The sequence below is a fragment of the Pedobacter africanus genome (genome assembly GCF_900176535.1).
Classification (GTDB): Bacteria; Bacteroidota; Bacteroidia; order Sphingobacteriales; family Sphingobacteriaceae; genus Pedobacter; species Pedobacter africanus.
This window is the reverse complement of the sequence record NZ_FWXT01000001.1, coordinates 3,045,735-3,068,977: the sequence shown is the minus strand read 5'-3', so window position 1 is coordinate 3,068,977 and position 23,243 is coordinate 3,045,735. Positions and strand designations below refer to the sequence as shown.

Genomic DNA, 23,243 nt, shown 5'->3' with positions numbered 1-23,243 from the left:
CTTTAATTAGATTTTTGATTCTTGTGAATTAAGCCCAGTTTGTCTTCAAGATTGGACAGGCGTATTTCCTGGGTTCTAACCTTTTCATTTAATGTCGAATTCATTTTTTGCTGTAATTCTATGGTCTTATTCTGCCCTATCAAATGCAGCGTCAGCTCTTCTATTTTCTGCAGCAGCTTAGCATTCATTTCCCCTAAATCAACCCCATTGGCTTTTACCTCTGCGGCAGAAGGAATGCCCGGCAAATGGCCTTTGTCTTTAATGTGTTTCTCTGTTTCCTGAAGGGTTGGGAGTTGGTAATCGCGAGCAAAGACATAATCTGGCCAGTTGGCAGTTTCTACTTTAACCTCATGCGCACGGATATTTCCATTTACAGCCAGTTTTGAATTTGGGATTAAAGTGCCGATGCCGACATTGCCATTTTCCAGTGCCTTTATAGCTATATGGGCACTGTTCGTGTTTGACGTATTCCCGACATACAGGCTCCAGTCGTTTGTCATTGGCAACAGCTTTGTCACGGTCAAATCGTTTCCGGTAACATTCAGGGATGCCCATCCACCGTTAAGGTTTATCGATCTTACTTTAACATTTACATAAATGGGATCCGTAAGTACCCCAATAGTATTTATGGCCCTTAGTCTAAACCTTGCATAACCGTATTGGGTATTACAATCAATAGTGAAGTTATGCCCGGTAGATCCCATACCATGGTAGCCGTTGCTGTTAACCCTGCCAACTTCTCTCCATATATCAGGACTTGCATGAGAAATAGATGCCAGATATGTGGCAGCTGCTGCGACACTTCCTCGAGTGTAGGAGATCGATATCTCATAGTTACCGGACGCCCCTGCATCAGCAGGAGAAACTCCTAAAAACTCTATATAATCCCCAACCTGGAAACCAGCAGGAAAAACAACCTGGTTGGTGTATACATCGGTTAAATTGGTGCCGGAGGCGATTATCTTTTGATTGACCATTAGCAGGGCCAATGCAAGAAAAAGGCTCACAAAAGGCATTTTTGTTTTCATCTTAGTCGCGTTTTGATTTTAGTTCATTGATATCTTCACGTTGTTTTGCATTCTCTTTTTCCAGCCTAATCAAATGCAAAGTCAGCTCCTCTATTTTCTGCAATAGCTTAGCATTCATTTCCCCTAAATCAAGCCCATTGGCTTTTACCTCTGCAGCAGAAGGAATGCCCGGCAAATGACCTTTGTCTTTGATGTGTTTCTCTGTTTCCTGAAGGGTTGGGAGTTGGTAGTCTTTTGCAAAGACATAATCCGGCCAGTTGGCTGTTTCTACTTTGACCTCATGCGCACGGATATTTCCATTAACTGCCAGTTTTGAATTTGGGGTTGAAGTGCCGATGCCGACATTACCTCCATTAATTTAAAACTTGCATTTTCGAGGGTTAATCCCAGATTATTGACACCTGATCCATCATTGTACCCCATATATGCTACTCTGATATCTCCGGGCTTCCACCAATTAATATAGCCCTGTGTTGTTGGTCCTCCAGGATTTATAGTTAAATAACCATCTGTTAATGTATTATTTCTAACACTTGTTATTCCATTAATATGAAGAAGGGATGAAGGGGAAACGGTTCCTATTCCTACATTGCCGCTGGAATTTATCCGGAAATATTCCGGATTTGCAGCTCCACTCCAGCCATTGATGGTAAAGGCATCAACATCTGCGGGAATACCCATATTCCAATGCGCTATTCCCTTTGATTGAAATCTGATACGTACCCCTGTTCGGTCTGTTATTGCCTGATCATCAAGAGTTAAAAAAGTGCCACGAATTGGATTCATCCCGGACACAGTTAAAAGTTCTGTAGGACTTGTCGTCCCTATCCCAACATTTCCTGATGTAGGAAAAGTGTTGGTATTTTGAGCGGTTGCGGCAAGCGATGAAACTGCCAGAATCAGGGTGTAAATTTTCTTCATAACCTGTTGTGATAAGAGTGAAATACTTAGACAGCTAAAGCTAAATCACTCATTCTTAACAAAAAAGAACATTCGCATAACCCCCAGTACTAAAGAAGAACCCCAGGTTATAAAATATAACCGGGAGGAATATTTTCATAACAATTCAGCTCAACCCTCTAAAATGGGTGCGATTATGATGCGCGGATCTATCCCTAAAATTTTAAAAATGTGCCTTAGCCTGAAGGCAGAAAAACCAGACTTCCCGGCTTCTATTTTACTATAGGCAGTCTGCGAAATATTCAGCTTTTTGGCCATGTAATCCTGCGACAAATTCTTTGACCTCCTGTAGCTACGGATAGCGATACCCAGTTCAGTGTAAAACTGCTGTTCCATGAGTTCCAAATCATAAGTGGCTTCGATCTGCGTTAAAACTATTCTCATAATACCTGCTGTCCATTTCTTGCCTGAACAACCTTCCAATACTAAGAATAGTAAGGGCAACCAGTTTGCCCTTTGTTATTTTTCTGAAAATAATTTAAAATATTTTTTTCAAGTGGAAAAACCGCGTTTAAACTGCTTTTAACGCATAAAAAAGAACCAACCGAACCAAAAAAACCCGAATTCATAAAAAAAGCCGGGGCTAAAAAATTGCCCCGGCCCGTCGTTTTTTGATATTGCCGTTGGGATTGTAAGCCAGCAGATCCATGCAAACTGACTGCGGTGACCGCCACCTCCAGGCAGCGCTCCATTATAGTTGTAATTGTAGCGGCTTATAAATTGTTAAACAACAAAAAATAACTACTTTTGCAATAGTCATTAATTTAATGACCATTAAGATAATAACCGTTAAATTAATTCGCTATGAAGTTTTATGGTCGACAAAACGAATTAGAAATACTAACTGCCAGCCGGATTCAATCTACCAGAACCGCTTGTTTTACAGTAATAATTGGTCGCAGGAGAATTGGCAAAACCTCTTTATTGTTAGCCTCTGTTCAAGATCAGCCATATATATATTTATTCGTTTCACGTAAAAATGAACAATTATTAAGTTCCCAATTTCAAGAGGAGATTGAAAAGGCAATGGATTTTAAAATATATGGTACAATGACATCATTTCGTGATGTATTTGAACAGCTATTGGTCTATTCGATTGACAAGCATTACACCTTAATTATCGATGAATTTCAGGAGTTTGAATATGTAAATCCAGCTATTTTTAGTGATATTCAGTACCTGTGGGATAAATACAAAGATCAGGCGAAGATGAATTTCATTGTGTGTGGTTCAGTCTATTCGATGATGCTAAAAATTTTTGAAAACAGAAAGGAACCTTTATTTGGACGTTTAACTTCTAAAATGATTATAAAGCCTTTTCCGGTGAGTACAATGAAGGAAATTCTTAAAGACTATCACCCTAACTATAAACCGGAAGATTTATTGTGCTTATATGCTATTACAGGTGGCGTAGCGAAATACATCACTTTGCTTATGGAGGCGGGGGCTACTACTGTCAAAAAGATCTTCGATTATGTAACACGTACAGATTCTCCTTTCCTTTCCGAAGGTAAAGACCTGTTGATATCGGAGTTTGGAAAGGAATATGGAACCTATTTTTCCATTTTACAGCTTATTGCTGCCGGTAAAACGACACAACCAGAGATTGACTCGATTGTTGGTAAGAATACAGGTGCCTATTTAAGTAACCTTGAAAACGAATATTCATTGGTAAGCAGGAGCAAGCCGATGTTTGCTAAACCAGAGACACGTAAATCAAGGTGGAACATTAGCGACAATTTTTTAAGGTTCTGGTTCCGTTTCATTTACCCGAACCAATCCATGCTTGAATTAGGTAAGAATGAACTTCTTAGAGAGTATATCAATGTACATTATACACAGTACAGTGGCCACCTGCTGGAAAAATATTTTCGAGATAAACTGGCAGAAGGCAGAATAACAGCCATAGGAAGTTATTGGGACGGGAAGGGAGAAAATGAAATTGACATCATTGCACTTAACGATCTGGATAAGACCGCTATTATAGCAGAAGTTAAACGCAATACCAAAAAGATTAACATTGAATTACTGAAAACCAAGGCACTCAGTATACAAAAGCAGTTGGGTAATTATGAAGTCGAATTGAAAGGTTATTCCCTGGAAGACATGTAATATTTTACAATTAGCTGAAAAGCTTAAAAAACAATACTTCGATGAAAATGATTTTAGAATTTAACCTTCCTGAGGAAAGCCACGAAGCTAACCAGGCGTTGAATGTTGGTAAACTTTCTTTAGCAATTTGGAATTACGATCAGAAATTGCGTGGCTTAGCAAAGCATTCCCAAGATGAAGCAGAAGCCAATAAAGCGCAATGGGCTAGGGACATGTTATGGGAGGAACTAGGTGAAGATGGCATAGCTGATCTATTTGAGATGCGTTGAAAATTTACGATATACATGAAACTAATCAAGAGGCATATGGTCAAACCATTTTGACTGACCCGCGGATCTATCCCTAAAAGTTTAAAATATGCTTTAGCCTGAAGGCAGAAAAACCAGACATCCCTGCTTCCATTTTACTATAGACATTCTGCGAAATATTCAGCTTTTGGCCATGTAATCCGGCAAATTCTTGACCTCCTGTAGCTACGGATAGCGATACCCAGTTCGGTATAAAACTGCTGTTCCAGGAGTTCCAAATCATAAGTGGCTTCGATCTGCGTTAAAACTATTCTCATAATACCCGCTGTTCATTTCTTGCCTGAACAACCTTTCAATACTAAGAATAGTAAGGGCAACCAGTTTGCCCTTTGTTATTTTTCTGAAAATATTTTAAAATATTTTTTTCAGGCGGAAAAACCGCATTCACACTGCTTTAAAGGCCTACAAGAGAACCGGCCAAACCCAAAAAAACTTGAATTCATAAAAAATGTCGGGGCTAAAAAATTGCCCCGACACGTCTTTCTTTAGAGTTGCATGGTGTTGGCGTTGGGTGGAAAGGAGGCTTAACTAAAACTCTTAAACTTACATTCCCTCGACCAACAAATTAGCTACAAGATTTCAATAACCACATTTTTGTTGTCAAACTGCTTTATCAATGCTTTTATGATGTAACCTTTATCATATTGATCCAACTCCCTCTTTGTAATAGGACTTTTGAGGTTTTGGGCTTCATAAAATAGTTGATTCATTATATAGTACTCATTTTTTTCATCGTCCACTAAACGAAACAGCCAATTCTCTTTGGTAGTAAAATTCACTTCTGTAATTCTAAGTCTAATCATCTTATAACTCTTGTTAAATTTCCAAGATCTGGAACAAAATATTGGGTTTTACCTCCAATCCATGGGAATTGCATTGCAGCTTTTCCCCGATATACAGTTGTTCCAGCTGGAAGTTCCCAGTGAGCAACTTTCGTCATACTATTCCAAGAAGGCCTTATTGCCATACCAATTCTATCTAATATGCGAAACTTCGATAAACTAGTAGTCATAAACCTCCCTTTTGCAAAGGCATTAATGTTATCATAATAACGAGATAATACTACCGGTTGATCCAAAACCACTTCACTGTATCTACCAAATTGAAAAGTACTAGCAACATCTCCAGATAAATTGCCTACGGTTGGGGCAAATCTACTTAAATAAGCTGCCTTTCCAAAATTCCATATTCCTTTTATGGCAGCTCCACCTACTTCTCCCGTCGCATAAAACGAAACCGCTGAATAGATTGCATCTTGAAATGGATTGTCTTTATTCCATGAATATGCATATATCTGATTTTCATACCATCTTCTGATCTCAGCACCTCTTGGCCCAGAAAAACGGGCTTCCCCTTGCCAGCCTCGTTGCGCCCTTTCTTGATAAACTCTATGAGCCGACCAACGTTCTGCTACAATTTTAACCTCATTTAGATTCTCCCCTTCATAAGTATCACCATTTTTCCTATACTTATTTTTTGGATCACTATCCTGTCCCCCATCAGGGTCTACAGAGGACACTGGATTATTTCCCATTGCCAGATATGGGGAGTAATACTGCCCATAAGGATCTGTACTCATCCATCGTCCAATCTCCGGATCATACATTCTCAATTCAAAGTTGTTCCAGCCGGTTTCCTTATCTACTTCAGCATATTGACCCTGGTAGCCATAACGGTAATCGTTAGTAGCCAATGTAAAAGGACTACCAAAAGGATAATAGTCAGAGTAATAAACTACATCGGCCTGACCATTTCCTTGTTTAGCGCCATTTAACACTACCCTTACGTTACCCAAATGGTCTGTGAGTTCGTACTGATAACTGTTGCCCGATCTATTGTACATACCAATTCGGGAAGCAGCATAAACCGGCATTTCTTTCTGCTGCAATGCAGTTCCTTTATTGTCATAAATGGCTAGCACATTGCCCGACGCATCATGGAAGTAATAACTTATTACATTTTGAATATGATCTGTTTTCCGTATCCGCAGATCAGCCTCATCATAAGCAAAGGAAATACGTAGTTGTGTTTTCGCTGCATCCGAGTAGATCGCTGTTACTTTGCCATTTACATCGTATTCAACATAAAAACCTTGTCCACTGGTTCTTTGCTGCCCTGTCATCTGCCCCAGCACATCATAACTATACGAAGCATAATTATCTACACTGGCCAGTTTATTGGTATTGCTTTGATAATTGTAATTAAAAGCTGCTGTACTTGCTCCGGCTGCATTGGTCCGATTGAGCGTTTTTATGTTTCCATTGGCATCGTAACTCAAACCATGTTCGCGGTTGGCGTTAAGGACTTCTGTAAAACTATTGCCGCTAAAATTAGGTGCGCCGTATTTATTGTTGTCAAACTGATACTTGTCATCATAATTGTAGGTAACCATTGCAGGGTTGTTCACACCAGCACCATAAGTACTCACAACAGACTGCGGCTTCTGGCTTTTCCAGCTTTGGCCCATAATGTTACCGTTGTACGAGGGTTGTCCGCCTGTTGCCAAACTTGCAATACCTACATTATTTCGGATATAATCTCCATTAAAATACTCCATCGTCATTCCAAACGCATCAGTACCGAAGCCATTCTGTGAGCCATCTGCTCCCGGGTCATTTCCTGCCAGTGGATGATTGATGGTTTTTAACCATCCTTGCGGAGTATACGTATAATCTGTCCCTTGCAGATTCTCAGCCAGTTCTACACGCTTTAAAGGCCCGTGCAGGTAATAATAATATCTGGCCTGTTCTTTTTTGGCAGCGCCTGAAGCCGAAGTATAGGCAATCTTTAACCGGTTGTCGGCATCGTACTCATATTCATGTGTAAAACGCTCGGCATTATTGTCCCGCTGAAAATCTACCTTACTCACATTGCCTTTTGCATCGTAAGTATAGTCTACAGTTTTAGTTCCAAGGCCCGTAACCCGCTTAACCATCCAGGACACCCTTCCTTCCGCATCATAATTGTACCAGGTTTTTACATTTTCATTTTCAGTAAAACTAACTGCGCCCTTTAAGAAACTTTCATCCTGCAGGTAACTGCCCAAACCATGGCTGTTATCGGCCAGATCATAGTGTGTTTTCACCTGCGCTAATTTTGTCCCTCCTGTTAAACCACCATCGGCTTCAGTATTTTCCTGAAGGGTCTCATCAGTTTTGGCTCCTGTAAAGGAAATAGTTCCCGAAACATATTCTCCGGATTCAATAGATCTGCCCCATCTATCGTAATTTACATAAGAGAAACGGGATGGGCTGGCATTACGCTGAAGTGTATTTTGAGAAAAACGAATACTTCCATCTTTTCTATAGATGAATTCGGTGCGGCCAGCATCTGTTTGCGTAGCTGCAATGAGCCTACCCTGAAGGTCGTATTCATTGGTATTTACAAAGGGAACATCTCCTAATGTGGCGTAACTGTTTAATCCATTAGTGATTAATGCCTTTACACCGTTGGGAGCTATTGAGGCAAGTAACTGCCCCAGCTCATTGTAAAAATTATAGCTGATATCAGTGTAACCATTCACATAGGTAAAAGTTACCAGATCGGTTGGCCCACCTGTGGCTACCAGTTTGTAATAACCAGCGCTTAAACTGCTGTTTCCGTTCCAGCTGATTTCCTGTTCATCCCCAGACATATTGTATAATTTATACTGGGTTCCAGATGATACCGCTACCGTACCCGGTGTTAACAGCTTAAAGTAATGTACACTCTTGCCCTCGGGGTTAATAGTTACGGTATTGGTTACAGAGAGGTCTGTTCCGGGCCTGGCAGACATCAGCTGACTGCCCGATTTATCTGCTATAACAACAGCCTCCTTTCCATTGGCATCATGTACAATGCTTTGCGCTGCATTAGCAACCATAGATGTCGGTACTTCTCCAACAACTGAAGAAGGAAAAAACTTATTGCGTATTTGCAGGTAAAAATCCAATTCATTTGCTACAGGCATTACAAATGAGCTTTCTTCATGCCCGGCTCCCATTTTTAGTTGCTCACCTACGGCAGCAGAACGTTTTGCTGCACCGGTGCCGTCTTTGTAATAATCTACCCTGCTGTAAGGATATGAAGTTGCGGGTACAAATGGATCAATAGTGTTGTTGTTACTATAATACCATCCCAAAGTTCCCTCTGCGCTATTCCCTATTGGATCTGGGTTATTTGTTTTGGATTGATCAAAGTTCTCGTAAGTATAAGCTGTACCGGAGCCATTTGTTACAAAACCTCCTTTATATGCAAACCCTGCATTATTAATTGGCGCAGCAAGCGTTTGTACCGCTGGCCTTCCCAAAGCGTCATACACTGGCTGACTAGCCAAAACATGACCAGCAGAGATGCTTTTTACCTGGTTCTGCAAAGCCTTTCCCGTCTTGTCGTAAAACGATTTCGACTCCCCAACAAGATTACCATCATCGTCATAAGATTTGGTTTGTACCCAGTTTTTATCCAAATCCGCAGCTGGATTATTTGGTGCAGGGTTAATGATCGGCGAGTTCCCGATTTTTATACTAACTGTTGAACCTTGCTGAAGCCAGGTTCCTGGGCCCAGGGTAACAGACTGCGAAGAGGTGATCCTAACATTCTGACCAGAACCGACTACATAACTTGTGGCGGGTGACTGAGGTAAGATGAGGGCAGAACTACTATGAATATCCTGTGCAAATGATAAGCCTGCCCATAAGTTTAAACCCAGAAACAGGAAAAGAATTCTTTTATACATAACAGTAATTTATTGAGTTAACGGCTTTGCATAGTTGTAGGCAATCTCTTTCACGAGTGGTATTGCAGATTTACCTAACACTTCCTTATACACTTTAACAAGGCGACCGATCGCGTCATATTCGTATTTAACAAACAAATTATTATTGTCTAAAATATAAGTTACCTGCCCTGTTGTGTTGTCATATACATAGCTGGTTGTCGGCGCATTGAATGGCTGGAACCTGAAATCATCAAAATTGATTGCATGAGCCCCACCAACATTTTTACAGCCAACAACCAGGTTGTTTCCTGAAACAAGAGCAGATGCCGGAACACGCATCTCCAGCAAATACCATCCAGCAGCTGTTTTCTGAAAAGTAGGGGTAACCATTTGCGCACCTTGATTATCAAGCTCATAAAATAAACGTGCATTAGAAATATCTGCTGATTTCACCCACACCGAGATTTGATAATCTCTTCTGGTTGGATCTAAGTCCGATAAAGCAACCTGATAAGTTAGCCCCGTGGCTCCCACAGCCAGGCTCACACTTTTTGAGCCTGTATGCGCTACAGAATTGTCAATTGTACCCGATCCCAAGGCTACGCCAGAACTAAATTTACCATTTGGTAGAAAGGCATCTTCCGCACCAGTGTAGGCAATTTCCATCTGCCTTGCAGGTGATGCACTAACAATCACTTTTGAACTTTTATATCCCATTCTGCTCGAAGCATAATGGTTATTGATATCCGTTCCTTCTAAAGCCGCTGAATAAACATTATATCTGGTTACTTCACCCGTCTTTTTCCAGGATGAGGGATTACTACCAGAATGATTAAAAGAAGTAAACAGTCCAATTGGAGTAACATTGTTAGCACTTGCGCCTGGGCTCATCCATTGGTACGTTCCTTTGCTTCTCCAAATATCAGATTGCCCATAAGTTGTAGGATCACCATTTTCATCGTCTATCCTAATATTATTCGACCATGTTTGCGAGAAAGCAGAAACTACACCTTGGTACTGATTCGCAGTATTTACCTTATAAATGGTTTTAGATGCTTCCTGAGTGAGCATATTTCCAAAGCTTCCGTTCATACTTTTCAGTCCCATTGCGCTATACTTCCTATATGCAGGCTCTATCTCAGTTAGGAACCTATTGCCATAGGCATCTTTCGATATCATTTTTGTTAAAGCCCCACTGTAGAAATCAAAAGCCAGGTTCTCCGTTCCCATTTCAACACCAGACACGTAATCTTTTGTTGTTTGTCCAAGTGGAACAGCTGGGAATTCTTCTTTAGCGCTAAATGTGGCCTTCACATTATACGATCCATTATTCTGTCTTACTTCTTTTACCTCAGAATAGCGTTCTTTTAAAAGGCCTTGATAATAAAATTGGTTTAACCGTTGTTCATACTGACTCATAAAATCAGCTAGAGACAGGCTCTCCAAACCATCGTGGAGGTAATGGTTAATTGTCTCCGATAGTTTTTTATTTTGAGAATCATATCTGATGGTTCTTTTTAAAGCGCCCAATGAGGCTATAAATTTCTTGAACACAAGATTTTTTATAGACTGAGATTTTCCATTTGCTGAACCACTTTGAGCTGCTGAAGCCTGAACTTTTCCAGCCATATTATTTCTGAAAACCTCAAACTGATACACCGTTTTTCCATCTGATTTAACGGGGATTTGCGAACCAGGGTGATATACCTCATTCTCTACCGTCACATACTCATACATTACGCCTGGTGCAGGTACTTCACGCGCAACCTGAAACAACTGATCCATCTCCTGATAAAGCTTATTCCTATAAGTATCTTTTGCTAGTTGTCCGTACTGCGCGGCACCATCCACCTCATAAACAACAGGCTCATAAGATGTTACCCCAGAGCTACTGGAATTATCCAATAAATTGTATGAATAATTTGTTCGGTGCTGGTTGGCCAACATGTCATCAATCTGCATTGACTTAACCCGGATTCCACCACCGTAATACTTCGATCCTCCGGTGACCTTTATATTTCCGGTGACCAATGCGCTACCACCATTTCCAAATAAATCATAATACCCATCCATAAGAAAATCAAATTCACTGCTTACTTTAATATGAAGTTCATTAACAGTAACATTTTCTACATAAGGTTTAAAACCTGCAGAATTTAATGGAGAATATACAGTATAACGGGTATCATAACCATTTGGAGGAATGAGTTGATAATATTCTAATAAAAAAAGAAAATCAGGTTCATCATTAATTTTATAAAATTTTCTAAGATCCTGTCCATTCGTATTGATAGTGAGTACCCATGAGTTTTGAGCAACTCTGTTAAAATCTGTTATCATCATCGACAGATTTTTGTTTAGAACAGATTTGTTATAGGTATCCCCCTCATAATTCACTGTTATTTCCGATCCCAGATTGGTTTTTATTTTCCTTAAAGACCATACATCCGAAGATTGGTTAGAAACGGAACTGGTTAATCTTGAAAAATTCTCATTAAGAGAATACTCATAATCAGACTTGTACGTTCCCCACATATCAAAAGCATCTTTATCATATGGTGGATTTTTAGTCGTTCTTACTTGTTTAGTAGTAGAACCCGCACTGTACCTTGATTTTTTAAGTGTATAAAGATAATTTGATCCTGTCTGTTCTTTAGCAATGATCACTCCGCAGTATACAGAGCTGACTTCATCTGTTTCTAAAAGATCTCCTACCTCAAAAGTGCTACTGGAACTTAAAAAAGATGTTGAACTTAATGTACCAGAGGCAGTTTTTAATTCGGCACCACTAAGATTGTATTCGAATTCGATTGGAGGGGTTAGGTTAGCCCCCCCAACGCCTCTAAAGCGCAGAGAGGACAGACTTAATTTCCCTGATTTCTGGCTTACAGCAGAAGGATCAAAACTATTGGTTGTTCCTTTACATAGGTTGTAATCGTAATTAAAATCTATAACCCGAATTGCTTTTGCCTCAACATTACTCCTTCCAACAGCATCAATATCATTGTTATCTACAACATTTCCATAAAACGAAGTTCCTGAACTGCCTGGGGTAACTAAATTAGCATCGGAAGTATTCAGCAAATAGATTTTATTAAGCTTTAAACTTTTGGCAGAATTTGCATCAAATATGCCCTCCGTATGCTCATATCTATTTTGAGCCGCTTTGTTAAATATAAGCGAAGATGCGCCTTTTGCATCCAATCTGGTCTCTTTTTCGAAAATGGCGATATGGCTTCTTGTTCTTATAGCATTCAAATAGTAAAGTTCTTTCTTTCCCATTGAAACATCCTGAAATGCATTATCTTCGTCCCGATGATAGCCCTCAGAGGGATTTCTCCATACATAGTCATCACACCACTTTCCATACTCAAAATTTACCCAATATCCCCAATCACCCTCATCTAATTTCTGGTTGTTATTCTTATCTACATAATCCGGTCCAGTTATAGATGTGAGGTACCAGGTGTAAGCGTAACCTTCAGTACGTATTTGACGATTTGAAGAGTTACCTCCTATTTTTTCCTGGTAAAGTTCTTCTCCATAGCTATATGCGGGTAAGTTATAATGATAGGTTACCCCGCTTGAATTTGTTATTTTAAAACCCTCTATATGTCCACTACCAGATGAATGGAGATTTCTGATAAGACCATGGGCGGTAGGTTGTATAAAGGCTGATCCGGAGGTTCCTATAATTGTTCCTCCGGAAGCGGTGAAATATTCTATCGATTTTGACCCTGCCAATTTGTCAACAAGTGGTTCATAACCGAAAGTACCATCGCTATTGCCATATTGCGGATTGTTATCGAACGGAGGTTCGGTTGCCTTGAGATCTACATTCCCACTTGAATAGTCTGGATATGTTTGCCGATACGAATTTGAAAAGTCATTTACAAACCTGAATCTGGATTGTGCTGAGAGAGAGCTACCTGAACTTCTTGTACGAAAATATTGTATAAGCCTCGTATTGTTGGCATCTTTTCTATTTTGGGAAAGTAATTGGCCTTGAAAATGATAAGGCCGCATGCTCCCATTCAAACCTTGGCTACACACGGTATAAATATCAAAATCGGGGAATGCTCCACCTTGCCCTTTTCCTGGATCGATATTGGCAAAAATAGGATCGTCCATATCACGCAGGCCATAATTGTCGTAAGCCTGATCATCCGGCGCACCGATTGAAAACGGTGTCAAACTTCCTATAATGCTCGTATTACTTGTTTCGTCTGACCAGTATCTCACTTTACTGTAGCCCAGATTTATATTTACCAATGGAAGAATTGGAATTCCAATAGAAAAGCCTGTCGATGAAGTACTAATATTTCCTGCTTTATTATTTTCAGTTGAAGCAGACATACCTCCGGCAGCAAATGACGGGCTTCCTCCCTCACTAGATATTGATGCTCCTAAAAGTGATCCTCGATAGCTTTTCCCTGACGATGACGGTATAGAATAGCCAATCCCTCCTGAAGCGTTACCCGATATACTCTCAAAATTCGTTGTAATTCCTAAACCGATGCTACCAGAAATGCCTTTTGTAATTCCTCTTCCATAATCCACACCGGCACTGATGTAAGCGTCACCAAAAGGCGAAACACCAACACCAACATTCCATCCCAAGCCCGTTTGCCCAATTCCCAAGCCTAGTCCTACATTTGCGCCAATACCAAAACCACGATAGGTATCTTGCGAAAAAGAAAGTCCAAAAGACACATTTCCTGCTGGTCCTGGCGCTCCAAGTGATACACCAATATTATAAGTTGTTTGTGTTCCTCCATCCCAATAATCCCTTCTTGAAATATTTGTGCCCACCCAATCGTCAGGAAAACCATTTACACTTCTGGTAATTGCACCGGGATTAAGTGTCCAGCCTAACCCTACCCAACTGGCATCTTCATTGGGCTGTATACCTGCATGATAAGACAGGGAAAGCGGATATCCACCCTCAGGCCCAGGAACCTCCAACAGCGGCAAATTATAGGTAAAATCGCCTGTCAGCGGATTTACCATGTCCGTGGTATCTATCGGTTCAAAACTGGTAGCCTCCGGAGCAGTTGGCCCTGAGGTTAAAGCAAATGCTACCGTAGGCGCAACTACCTGGTTTAAAATAGACAACAACAGGAATGCTACAATCACCCTGGTTATCTTGTTTCTGCGTTTTTTCTTTAAAAGCATAAAATACATCTATAAAATTTTACCATAGTCCAGTTTCTCTATTTGGTTGATATTTTTAAGCTTGAAAGGGAATTCTAAATTGCCCAGCCCCAAACCGAACTCCTTTAAGGAGATGGTTAGGTTGTCAGCTTCTCCAACATCTTTTTTGTTAAAAACCAGCAGCAGCATATTGGCCTCTGTCATTCCATATGTTTGCTGGAATACACATTCAACCGGTTCTATACTAGTTTTCCCTAATTCTGCCGAGATGAAATTTTGCATCCTGAACGAAAGCACCTGCACCATTTCACTATAGGTTTCAAAAGGCAATTGTCTTAACAGTTCCTTGTTGCCTTTAGATAAGCTTAAAATGAAGTATAGGTTTTCAGCAAAAGGAGATGAACCTGTATTGGTTTTGTCTTTCGGGCTGCCCAGTTTATTTGCAATAAGCTGCCAGGGCTGCCAGGTCATTTTTATCGCAACGTCTGACTTTTGAGTAGTCTCTGTTAAACCATTATCCTGGTCATTCAGGTAGGCCTGCAATTCTGCTTTACTTTTTATTGTAGGACTACAGGACTGGAATAAAACAGTGATGTGTATTAGTACAAGTAGCAAATAGCTGAATCGATTCATATGCTTATTTATTTAGTTCTTTCAGAACCTCAGCAGTCACGTCCAGGCCTTCTCTTGCGTAAGCTATGGTACCAGACTGATTGGCAATCAATATCATTTTGTAATTGTGGTCTTTTCCATATTTTAAAAGGAATGCATTGATCTCGGTAACAATTCCCTGGTAAAGCTTGCCATCCTCCTGTCTCGCATTTTCCTGTATGGCACGCTGGTAATCGTTCAGTTGCTTTTGTTTGCTATTCAACAATTGCTTAGAAAGTTCCTTTTCTTTTGCTGACATTCCCGCCATATCTTTTTCATATTTCCGCATGCCATTCTGAAAGTCCAGCGTTAAAGTATCAATGTTTGCCTGCCACGATTTGGTCTTTGCCTCGTAGGCTTTCTTTGCCTGAATTGCCCCTTTATATTCATTCATGATTTTACCGGAATCAACATATACGATCCGGTCATTTTTCAAAATAAAAATGTAAACGATCAGAAATAGTATTGCTGCTATACTAGCTACATTGATGATTGTTTGAATTGATTTTTGCGTTTGTTCTTTTGGTTTCATTTATTCTTTAATTATTAGTTTCTCATTTCTGGTTACTTACTTTGGCTTCCAACTGTTCCAATCTTTCTTGCAGGCTTCCGATAATTTTCCGATCTTTTTTAAGCTGTTTTATCTCCTTATCCTTTTCTATCAAATGCAGCGTCAGCTCTTCTATCTTCTGCAGCAGCTTTGCATTCATTTCTCCTAAATCGACCCCATTAGCTTTTACATCCGCGGCAGAAGGAATCCCCGGCAAATGGCCTTTGTCTTTAATGTGCTTTTCTGTTTCCTGAAGGGTTGGAAGCTCGTAGTCTTCTGCAAAGACGTAATCCGGCCAGTTGGCGGTTTCTACTTTGATTTCGTGGGCTCTAATATTCCCATTCACTGCGAGTTTGGAATTAGGTGTGGAAGTTCCAATCCCTACATTGTTATTTGACACTACAGTAATTGCAGCATTATCTGTGGATAAATCTATTCCTCTCCCAATAAATAAGGAGTTTCCTCCAGCACCTTGGTTAGCTGCAAAATCCCAGTAAGAAGTACCAGAATAGCTACGAAGAACAGAAGGGCCTCCTGCAGAGTTATAAGCCTGTACCAAGCTTAACGCATTAACATCTGTGGAATTTGCATAAATCCTATCGCCTGCCTTTATTCGACCGTTTATGTCGAGTTTCTCTACAGGAGAATCATTTCCCACTCCAACATTCCCATTATTCAAAACAGTCAGTTTCTCGTTTTGATAATCGCCTTTGCCTACTGTCCATTTGCCCTCATGTACAGCTCCAAAAAACCAGTTGTTTGTTCCATCCAAAAGCTGCGTTTGTATCCCTTGTATAAACCCACCTTCATTCGAGCTCCTTTTTAAATAAAGCCGGGGAGAATAGTCATAAATTGTGGCACTTCCCGTAACCGGAAAATCATTGTTCGTTTGAGCCGTTGCGGCAAGTGATGAAACTGCCAGAATCAGGGTGTAAATTTTCTTCATAACCTGTTGTGATAAGAGTGAAATACTTAGACAGCTAAAGCTAAATCACTCATTCTTAACAAAAAAGAACATTCGCATAACCCCCAGTACTAAAGAAGAACCCCAGGTTATAAAATATAACCGGGAGGAATATTTTCATGACAATTCAGCTCAACCCTCTAAAATGGGTGCAATTATGATGCGCGGATCTATCCCTAAAAGTTTAAAAATATGCCTTAGCCTGAAGGCAGAAAAACCAGACTTCCCGGCTTCAATTTTACTATAGGCAGTCTGCGAAATATTCAGCTTTTTGGCCATGTAATCCTGCGACAAATTCTTTGACCTCCTGTGGCTACGGATAGCGATACCCAGTTCAGTGTAAAACTGCTGTTCCATGAGTTCCAAATCATAAGTGTTTTCGATCTGCGTTAAAACTATTCTCATAATAACTGCCATTCATTTTTTGCCTGAACAACCTTCCAATACTAAGAATAGTAAGGGCAACCAGTTTGCCCTTTGTTATTTTTCTGAAAATATTTTAAAATATTTTTTTTGAGCGGAAAAACCGCGTTTAAACTACTTTTAACGCATAAAAAAGAACCGACCGAACCAAAAAAACCTGAATACATAAAAAAAGCCGGGGCTAAAAATTGCCCCGGCACGTCGTTTTTTTAGATAATGCCAATATTAGTGAAGTAAGCTATTTCCAGCGTAAGTTTTTACACTTATTTCTCTCATACCATGACAACCATTTTTTTTATCAGCATAAAAATCTGTTTTCTTACGATATCTAAAAATATAACCATAATAAACAGAGCTTTTTATTCCCGAATTTCTGACCATATTGTCAATACAATTACCAAACTTTTTTTTACTTGTTTCTCTACCTTCCACACATCCTTCGATATATTGAAGACTTTTTAAATAATTAGATTTAAAAAAAAGGTTCTCAACACAGCTATCAATAGATTTAATAAGCATGCAAGTGTTATTCAACGCCGCACTAGCTGCATGACCTTTTGCAATGGAAAGAAAAACAAGACTAATGAAAATCTGAACGATGAGTTTCATATTTATTTTATTTTAGTTTTTATTACTTTAATACACCAGCGCTAGTAGAAGAGACAACCTGCTTAGTTTTACTTAAATAGGCGTTTTTAACTTCTGCATTTTGAAACTTTAATATAGGGTTTTGGATTAGTTCGAATGGGTTGATGGTAATATGAGTTCGGTCAATGCTTTAATCTTTTCTTCGCACGCTCTCAATTTTTTCTTGGTTTCGGTATTTTCTTTATTTTCATTTATCAAATGAAGTGTCAGCTCCTCTATCTTCTGCAGCAGCTTCGCATTCATTTCCCCTAAATCAATTCCATTAGCTTTTACTTCCGCGGCAGAAGGAATACCCGGCAAATGGCCTTTGTCTTTAATGTGCTTTTCAGTTTCCTGAAGCGTTGGAAGCTCATAGTCTTTTGCAAAGACATAGTCTGGCCAGTTGGCCGTCTCTACTTTGATCTCATGAGCGCGGATGTTGCCATTAACCGCCAGTTTTGAATTGGGCATAGCAGTACCTATACCGACATTTCCATTGGCCAATACCGACATCTTTGCATCGTTATTGGCGTAAATCTGGAAATTATGATTAGATGTAGTTCCTACCCATGAAAAACCGTTACTTTCTGCACCAATACCTACCTGCTCATCACCAAGCGCACTGCTAAACGAAGCCACCTTTCCGTATCCTGATTCATGAAAAACAGACAGTCTGGATGCAGGGGCAGTTGTACCGATGCCAACATGACCATTCCGACTGATCTGCATTCTTATAGATGGGGAACCTCCAAGCGGATCCCCATCATCATTTGTTAAAAATTGCAATGTAGTTCCCATGGAATTATTTCTATAAGCCTGGATTTGAGCTTTTCCTGCTGCAGAAAAATCAAAAGATATTTTTCTAACACTTGTCTCTCCTACAGGATCATTTTGTCCAAGTATTCTGATGGAGACCGGACTGTTTGAATCTGTTGAGGTTGTAGTTACCGTATTATAGTTCGCGTCCTGAGCATAAACTGAAGAAGCAAAAAATACAGAGAGAAAACTTAGAATTGGGACTTTCATATCAGGCTATTTTAATTTTTGAACGATTGAATTAATTTGTTCCTGTAGCTTTTTAAGCTGTAACTGTTGTTCATCAAGAGTTTCCTTTTGAAGTTTCAAAGCGGTATCCTTTTCAATCAAATGCAGCGTCAGCTCCTCAATTTTCTGCAGCAGCTTGGCATTCATTTCTCCTAAGTCAATCCCATTCGCCTTTACTTCCGCGGCAGAAGGAATGCCCGGCAAATGGCCTTTGTCTTTAATGTGTTTTTCTGTTTCCTGAAGGGTTGGGAGTTGGTAGTCTTTTGCGAAGACATAATCTGGCCAAGGTGAAGCTTCAACTTTTATTTCCTGAGCTCTGATCTTCCCATTTACGGCTAACTTATACCCTCTCAAATCTCCGGTTCCTATTCCTACACCATCTGTTTTCCACAAACTATTGCCAGGCATATAAACTTCTCCTGCAAACCTATTGCGATAAGGAACACCTACTGTATATGTACTGCCAAGTGGTTCATCAGCCGCTGTCCACCCCTGAAACCAACTAAGCGTTTCATTATCGCCCTGTCCAAAAGCGCTTACTGTAAGCCTTTGGAAGTAAGACCTATCGTCGATGAATATAACTACTTTGCCACCCTCGTTACTCAGATAGATTGGCGGTGTGTAAGCGCCTGAAGATGACACTATTGGATTAGAGAAGTAATAAGTGTTCGGATCACCGGGAGTGCCCCTCCAAACGTAATAAATCAGTGTTAAACTTATAGGATCTGCCGTACCGTAGTTATACCCTTTAATGGTTATAGTGGGCATGCCCCCATCCGGCTCAAACGGCAGGTTAGTCTTAATTTTGACCCCATAGGTAGATGTGGTGTTTAAATTATAATTCAGAATATGATCATAGTTCTGACTATAAGCCGACAGCGTAAAAAGAATTCCGAAAAAAAACAAGGTTAAGAATTTATTCATTTCTAAGGTTATGTTATATAATCAATGGATTAAGGGCTATCATTTGATCACCTTTGCCTTAAGCATTTTGATGTCATTTTGATATTGCTGATTCAGCAGCGCCTGGTTTTTATTCTCTTTTTCCAACCTTATCAAATGCAGCGTCAGTTCCTCAATCTTCTGCAGCAGTTTGGCATTCATTTCTCCTAAATCAACCCCGTTGGCTTTTACATCCGCGGCAGAAGGAATGCCCGGCAAATGGCCTTTATCCTTAATGTGTTTTTCTGTTTCCTGAAGCGTTGGAAGCTGGTAGTCCTTGGCAAAAACATAATCCGGCCAGTTGGCGGTTTCTACTTTTATCTCGTGAGCGCGGATTTTACCATTTACTGAGAGTTTATCTGATGGAACTACTGTGCCTATTCCTACATTGCCACTAATTCCCATAAAAAATGAAGTTTGATAATCCAGCAAATTATAGTCGCCTTTCGACGTTGCATACTGAAACATTAATCCCTGAGCCCCTGCATCTATATTGGCCATCAGTCTGACTCCATATGAGGAAGCTATTCCAGAATGATTAACCATCTCCAGAGCCATATTCCCATTGCCCAAATGGCCTAACATTAGCCTTTCAAAATTATATACTCCTGGTATCAGTATTTGCTTTGAACCAATGTTGGCATTTAAATCGCCCAATTGTAAACCAACTGTTGGATTCATTGTGTTTATGCCAATTTTTCCCTGATTTATCGTTAGATAAGAATCTGAGTTATTCCCCCACGATTGAATATTACGATACGGGTCTCGTTCCCACCAGGTTTTGGAATTTACTCCCGGTACAAGAAACGAATCATCAACACTAATTCCATTATGTAGTTTGGCAGTAGTCCAATCATTACCACTTTGAATTCGCAACAGCCAGTTCTTATTCATAAAAGTGTTTGTAGTGCTTCCACTTACAGACGACACCTCTACATTATCCCCTGGGTTAGATCCTAGAATTTGAGCCATCAGAGATATTGGCATCATCAAAATGAGCAACAGTATTTTATCTTTCATCGCATTTAACTTTTAAGTGATTGATCTCGTTTTGCTGCCGCTTAACTATCTCATTTATCTCAATCAAATGCAGCGTCAGTTCCTCTATCTTCTGCAACAACTTCGCGTTCATTTCCCCTAAATCAATTCCATTGGCTTTTACCTCCGCAGCAGAAGGAATACCCGGCAAATGCCCTTTATCTTTAATGTGCTTTTCTGTTTCCTGAAGCGTTGGGAGAGAATAGTCTTTTGCAAAGACATAATCCGGCCAGTTGGCAGTTTCTACTTTGATCTCTTGTGCGCGAACCTTACCATTTACGGCCAGTTTGTATCCACGCATATCTGCCGTCCCTATGCCTACATTTCCTAGCCTATGAACAGTGAGCGCTGGAGCATACGTTGAACCTCCAACATCTCCATCGACATAGAAATTCCCATCCTCAGCTCTCAAACGATGTAAATATGACCCAGGATAATCTGACGAACCTGAATTCTTCAGGTAATATCCTGTTGCATTAATACCTCCATTTACATCCAACTTCCGTGAAGGGGTTGAGGTACCGATTCCAAAAAAGTCATTAGAAGTTACATGAAATGAATATGCGTTGGTTGTGCTATTGTAAAGGCCAAAACCACTATGATTTGAAGAAAGACTATGGTAGCTGGAGTTGTCTTCTTTGTACATTAAAATCTCTGTAGAATTCACTCCATTACTACTTATAGATAATGTAGTTTGCACTGTTTGTTGCGCATTTGCTTTTATCATGGCAGATAATAAGAGCGGCAAGAGGAATAATTTTTTCATATAGTTAAGTTATTTTATTAATAGGGTTTCCACTTTTTTTAACCTACTTTCCATGTTCTCTATGTGCCTGTCTTTCTCAATCAAATGCAGCGTCAGCTCTTCTATTTTCTGCAGCAGCTTCGCGTTCATTTCCCCTAAATCAACCCCGTTGGCTTTCACCTCATCAGCAGAAGGAATACCTGGCAAATGGCCTTTGTCTTTAATGTGTTTTTCTGTTTCCTGAAGCGTTGAAAGCTCGTAGTCTTTTGCAAAGACATAGTCTGGCCAGTTGGCTGTTTCAACCTTTATTTCCTGGGCTCGCACTTTTCCGTTTACAGCCAGCTTGTAACCTTTTGTATCTGTAGTGCCAACTCCCAGATTTCCATCAACTATTCCATCGCCAACGGAATGAAATGTGCCATTACTCGCGTTAATAGCAAACTTAACAGTAGGAGCATTTCCCAGTCCGTTTTGACCGGATTCAAAAATCCATCCGTAACTTGGACTGTTCTCTATATTGGATCGGAGCGCCCAGGTTGTCACTCCGGAAGCAGCATCAGCAGGTGCAGCAGTTCCACTGGGGGCATTTGTTGACCCTGCAGGTGCCATATAGTCAAACCAAGTAGTATAACCGGTAGAGTACCAGCTTATGCCGTGAGCTGCCGAACCTAAACCACTATTGGTATCTTGATACAGAATACCTCTGTTAAAAATATCTCCATTAACTTCAAGCTTTTTTACCGGGCTGTTTGTACCGATACCAACTTTGCCATTTGTTTCTAACAATACTTTACTCCAGGCAGTACTTGGATTGTCGTTTGTTTTCCTAAAGAAAAGGTCCTGATCATAAAAATTCCCGGAAAATTGCATAGCATAGTTATTTGGATTACTATGCCTTACATCGAGTAAATGCCACCAGCCAGTTGCTCCATTTGGAAAATTGATAGGCGCACTTGCTTCAAAAAAACCGGAGGTTGCACCAGCATCCCCTCTTAACCCTGCGTCGTTTCTACTTTGCGCAGCTACTGAGATAGGAAATAACATGGCCACGGCTATTGCTTTATAATTGATCTTCATTTTCTATTTGATTTTAGAGCGTTGATTTCTTGTTGCTGAACTTTCAATGCGTTTTGCTGAGTCTTGAGCATTTTGTTTTGCTCTATCAAATGCAAGGTCAGTTCTTCTATTTTCTGCAGCAGCTTAGCATTCATCTCCCCTAAATCAATACCATTGGCTTTTACTTCCGCGGCAGAAGGAATACCCTGCAAATGGCCTTTGTCTTTAATATGCTTTTCCGTTTCCTGAAGCGTTGGAAGTTGGTAATCTTTTGCAAAGACATAATCCGGCCAGTTGTTCTGAAGGCTTACCTTAACAGATTCTGCAATCATATTACCTGCCACTGCCAGTCTATACCCTTTAGGATTGGCAGTTCCGATACCGACATTTCCCCCCGTATTTTGGAGAATCAAATCATTTACTGCATTGCCCCCGCCGCTAAAGGCCCTAATCTGCGTAAAAGTATCTCCCGCAATTGCTCCCTGATCTATTTGAACAAAAGATCCAGTGGATCCTAGAACAAGATCTGTAGTTCCAATAAATGCATTTCCCCTAACATCAAATTTTCCAATTGGAGTAAATGTTCCTATTCCATAATTGCCATTTTCACTAGAAACAAGAATTTGTCTCCATCCTTCCCAATTGGGTGTGTAACCCGAACGAAAAAAAAATCTACCATCGTCAGAAAAGGCAAGTTCATGAGCCTTACCGCCGGTGTTGTCACTCCAACCCCTTAATCCGATCACAGTATGATATGAACTTCCACCCCAAGGTAATCCCAAAACATTGGAATATTTAAAATGAGCCTTTAGCATTCGACTATAATCAGCGGGCGAAGTACCAGCACTTCTGGTATCATGTATATTTAAGCTATCCGCCTGAGCAAAAATCTCATAGCTACATAATGTTATAATAAAAATTATTACTGCTCTTTTCATGAAG

At 40.1% G+C, this 23,243-nt stretch carries 21 protein-coding genes; 2 read left to right on the top strand and 19 right to left on the bottom strand.

Annotated elements, in window-relative coordinates; translation table 11 throughout:
• Positions 1–2 precede the first annotated feature (2 nt).
• The 4 genes from B9A91_RS12875 to B9A91_RS12865 form a co-directional block, all read right to left on the bottom strand.
• The gene (locus B9A91_RS12875; protein ID WP_144008918.1) at positions 3–1,028 is read right to left on the bottom strand and encodes a hypothetical protein; all 1,026 of its coding nucleotides are present in this window, start codon (positions 1,026–1,028) and stop codon (positions 3–5) included.
• Position 1,029: 1 nt separating this feature from the next.
• Positions 1,030–1,203 carry a hypothetical protein gene (locus B9A91_RS24140; protein WP_159451692.1) on the bottom strand — a complete coding sequence of 58 codons (174 nt, stop codon included), beginning with the start codon at positions 1,201–1,203 and terminating at the stop codon, positions 1,030–1,032.
• A 92-nt stretch (positions 1,204–1,295) separates the two neighbouring features.
• Complete coding sequence (locus B9A91_RS12870; protein ID WP_084239141.1) at positions 1,296–1,949, bottom strand: hypothetical protein; 654 nt, start codon at positions 1,947–1,949, stop codon at positions 1,296–1,298.
• A gap of 150 nt (positions 1,950–2,099) precedes the next feature.
• A complete protein-coding gene (locus B9A91_RS12865) occupies positions 2,100–2,372 on the bottom strand; it encodes a helix-turn-helix domain-containing protein (RefSeq protein WP_144008917.1) in 273 nt (90 codons plus the stop codon).
• Positions 2,373–2,792: 420 nt separating this feature from the next.
• Between B9A91_RS12865 and B9A91_RS12855 the strand changes: the two genes are divergently transcribed.
• Positions 2,793–4,100: an ATP-binding protein gene (locus tag B9A91_RS12855; protein ID WP_084239135.1), complete on the top strand. Its 1,308-nt coding sequence runs from the start codon at positions 2,793–2,795 to the stop codon at positions 4,098–4,100.
• A gap of 41 nt (positions 4,101–4,141) precedes the next feature.
• Positions 4,142–4,369, top strand: coding sequence for a hypothetical protein (locus tag B9A91_RS12850; protein WP_084239134.1), 228 nt, complete (start codon positions 4,142–4,144; stop codon positions 4,367–4,369).
• Positions 4,370–4,506: 137 nt separating this feature from the next.
• Here B9A91_RS12850 and B9A91_RS24135 read toward each other — a convergent pair whose 3' ends face one another.
• From B9A91_RS24135 to B9A91_RS12775, 15 genes are all read right to left on the bottom strand, one after another.
• Positions 4,507–4,665 carry a hypothetical protein gene (locus B9A91_RS24135; protein ID WP_159451691.1) on the bottom strand — a complete coding sequence of 53 codons (159 nt, stop codon included), beginning with the start codon at positions 4,663–4,665 and terminating at the stop codon, positions 4,507–4,509.
• Positions 4,666–4,977: 312 nt separating this feature from the next.
• Positions 4,978–5,211 (bottom strand): hypothetical protein, encoded by a 234-nt coding sequence (locus B9A91_RS12840; protein ID WP_084239130.1) that lies wholly within the window; start codon positions 5,209–5,211, stop codon positions 4,978–4,980.
• Positions 5,208–9,125, bottom strand: coding sequence for an RHS repeat domain-containing protein (locus B9A91_RS12835; RefSeq protein ID WP_084239128.1), 3,918 nt, complete (start codon positions 9,123–9,125; stop codon positions 5,208–5,210). The genes B9A91_RS12840 and B9A91_RS12835 overlap by 4 nt, the downstream gene beginning before the upstream one ends.
• A gap of 9 nt (positions 9,126–9,134) precedes the next feature.
• Positions 9,135–14,282 carry a fimbria/pilus outer membrane usher protein gene (locus B9A91_RS12830; RefSeq protein WP_144008916.1) on the bottom strand — a complete coding sequence of 1,716 codons (5,148 nt, stop codon included), beginning with the start codon at positions 14,280–14,282 and terminating at the stop codon, positions 9,135–9,137.
• A 9-nt stretch (positions 14,283–14,291) separates the two neighbouring features.
• The gene (locus B9A91_RS12825; protein ID WP_144008915.1) at positions 14,292–14,894 is read right to left on the bottom strand and encodes a hypothetical protein; all 603 of its coding nucleotides are present in this window, start codon (positions 14,892–14,894) and stop codon (positions 14,292–14,294) included.
• Positions 14,895–14,898: 4 nt separating this feature from the next.
• Positions 14,899–15,444, bottom strand: coding sequence for an OmpH/Skp family outer membrane protein (locus B9A91_RS12820; protein WP_084239121.1), 546 nt, complete (start codon positions 15,442–15,444; stop codon positions 14,899–14,901).
• A gap of 22 nt (positions 15,445–15,466) precedes the next feature.
• Positions 15,467–16,408: a DUF4200 domain-containing protein gene (locus B9A91_RS12815; RefSeq protein ID WP_084239119.1), complete on the bottom strand. Its 942-nt coding sequence runs from the start codon at positions 16,406–16,408 to the stop codon at positions 15,467–15,469.
• A gap of 150 nt (positions 16,409–16,558) precedes the next feature.
• Positions 16,559–16,831, bottom strand: coding sequence for a helix-turn-helix domain-containing protein (locus B9A91_RS12810; RefSeq protein WP_159451690.1), 273 nt, complete (start codon positions 16,829–16,831; stop codon positions 16,559–16,561).
• Between the two features lie 243 nt (positions 16,832–17,074).
• On the bottom strand, positions 17,075–17,458 hold the full coding sequence (locus B9A91_RS12805; protein ID WP_084239114.1) for a hypothetical protein: 384 nt from the start codon (positions 17,456–17,458) through the stop codon (positions 17,075–17,077).
• Positions 17,459–17,584: 126 nt separating this feature from the next.
• Positions 17,585–18,502 carry a hypothetical protein gene (locus B9A91_RS12800; RefSeq protein ID WP_084239112.1) on the bottom strand — a complete coding sequence of 306 codons (918 nt, stop codon included), beginning with the start codon at positions 18,500–18,502 and terminating at the stop codon, positions 17,585–17,587.
• A 6-nt stretch (positions 18,503–18,508) separates the two neighbouring features.
• Positions 18,509–19,444, bottom strand: a complete 936-nt coding sequence (locus B9A91_RS12795) for a hypothetical protein (RefSeq protein WP_084239110.1) — start codon at positions 19,442–19,444, stop codon at positions 18,509–18,511.
• Between the two features lie 39 nt (positions 19,445–19,483).
• Positions 19,484–20,482: a tail fiber protein gene (locus B9A91_RS12790; RefSeq protein WP_144008914.1), complete on the bottom strand. Its 999-nt coding sequence runs from the start codon at positions 20,480–20,482 to the stop codon at positions 19,484–19,486.
• The gene (locus B9A91_RS12785) at positions 20,472–21,146 is read right to left on the bottom strand and encodes a hypothetical protein (protein ID WP_159451689.1); all 675 of its coding nucleotides are present in this window, start codon (positions 21,144–21,146) and stop codon (positions 20,472–20,474) included. Before B9A91_RS12785 ends, B9A91_RS12790 begins: the two co-directional genes overlap by 11 nt.
• 129 nt (positions 21,147–21,275) lie before the next feature.
• Positions 21,276–22,322: a hypothetical protein gene (locus tag B9A91_RS12780; protein ID WP_084239104.1), complete on the bottom strand. Its 1,047-nt coding sequence runs from the start codon at positions 22,320–22,322 to the stop codon at positions 21,276–21,278.
• The gene (locus tag B9A91_RS12775; RefSeq protein WP_084239102.1) at positions 22,319–23,239 is read right to left on the bottom strand and encodes a hypothetical protein; all 921 of its coding nucleotides are present in this window, start codon (positions 23,237–23,239) and stop codon (positions 22,319–22,321) included. The genes B9A91_RS12780 and B9A91_RS12775 overlap by 4 nt, the downstream gene beginning before the upstream one ends.
• Between the last annotated feature and the right edge of the window lie 4 nt (positions 23,240–23,243).

Coding starts and splice junctions, on each gene's coding strand:
- B9A91_RS12810 (WP_159451690.1), bottom strand. CDS start 16,831: ATGAGAATAGTTTTAACGCAGATCGAAAACACTTATGATTTGGAACTC.
- B9A91_RS12870 (WP_084239141.1), bottom strand. CDS start 1,949: ATGAAGAAAATTTACACCCTGATTCTGGCAGTTTCATCGCTTGCCGCA.
- B9A91_RS12785 (WP_159451689.1), bottom strand. CDS start 21,146: ATGTACAAAGAAGACAACTCCAGCTACCATAGTCTTTCTTCAAATCAT.
- B9A91_RS12875 (WP_144008918.1), bottom strand. CDS start 1,028: ATGAAAACAAAAATGCCTTTTGTGAGCCTTTTTCTTGCATTGGCCCTG.
- B9A91_RS12825 (WP_144008915.1), bottom strand. CDS start 14,894: ATGAATCGATTCAGCTATTTGCTACTTGTACTAATACACATCACTGTT.
- B9A91_RS12820 (WP_084239121.1), bottom strand. CDS start 15,444: ATGAAACCAAAAGAACAAACGCAAAAATCAATTCAAACAATCATCAAT.
- B9A91_RS12835 (WP_084239128.1), bottom strand. CDS start 9,125: ATGTATAAAAGAATTCTTTTCCTGTTTCTGGGTTTAAACTTATGGGCA.
- B9A91_RS12775 (WP_084239102.1), bottom strand. CDS start 23,239: ATGAAAAGAGCAGTAATAATTTTTATTATAACATTATGTAGCTATGAG.
- B9A91_RS12830 (WP_144008916.1), bottom strand. CDS start 14,282: ATGCTTTTAAAGAAAAAACGCAGAAACAAGATAACCAGGGTGATTGTA.
- B9A91_RS12850 (WP_084239134.1), top strand. CDS start 4,142: ATGAAAATGATTTTAGAATTTAACCTTCCTGAGGAAAGCCACGAAGCT.
- B9A91_RS12795 (WP_084239110.1), bottom strand. CDS start 19,444: ATGAATAAATTCTTAACCTTGTTTTTTTTCGGAATTCTTTTTACGCTG.
- B9A91_RS12800 (WP_084239112.1), bottom strand. CDS start 18,502: ATGAAAGTCCCAATTCTAAGTTTTCTCTCTGTATTTTTTGCTTCTTCA.
- B9A91_RS12855 (WP_084239135.1), top strand. CDS start 2,793: ATGAAGTTTTATGGTCGACAAAACGAATTAGAAATACTAACTGCCAGC.
- B9A91_RS12840 (WP_084239130.1), bottom strand. CDS start 5,211: ATGATTAGACTTAGAATTACAGAAGTGAATTTTACTACCAAAGAGAAT.
- B9A91_RS12790 (WP_144008914.1), bottom strand. CDS start 20,482: ATGAAAGATAAAATACTGTTGCTCATTTTGATGATGCCAATATCTCTG.
- B9A91_RS12865 (WP_144008917.1), bottom strand. CDS start 2,372: ATGAGAATAGTTTTAACGCAGATCGAAGCCACTTATGATTTGGAACTC.
- B9A91_RS12780 (WP_084239104.1), bottom strand. CDS start 22,322: ATGAAGATCAATTATAAAGCAATAGCCGTGGCCATGTTATTTCCTATC.
- B9A91_RS12815 (WP_084239119.1), bottom strand. CDS start 16,408: ATGAAGAAAATTTACACCCTGATTCTGGCAGTTTCATCACTTGCCGCA.
- B9A91_RS24135 (WP_159451691.1), bottom strand. CDS start 4,665: ATGAGAATAGTTTTAACGCAGATCGAAGCCACTTATGATTTGGAACTC.
- B9A91_RS12805 (WP_084239114.1), bottom strand. CDS start 17,458: ATGAAACTCATCGTTCAGATTTTCATTAGTCTTGTTTTTCTTTCCATT.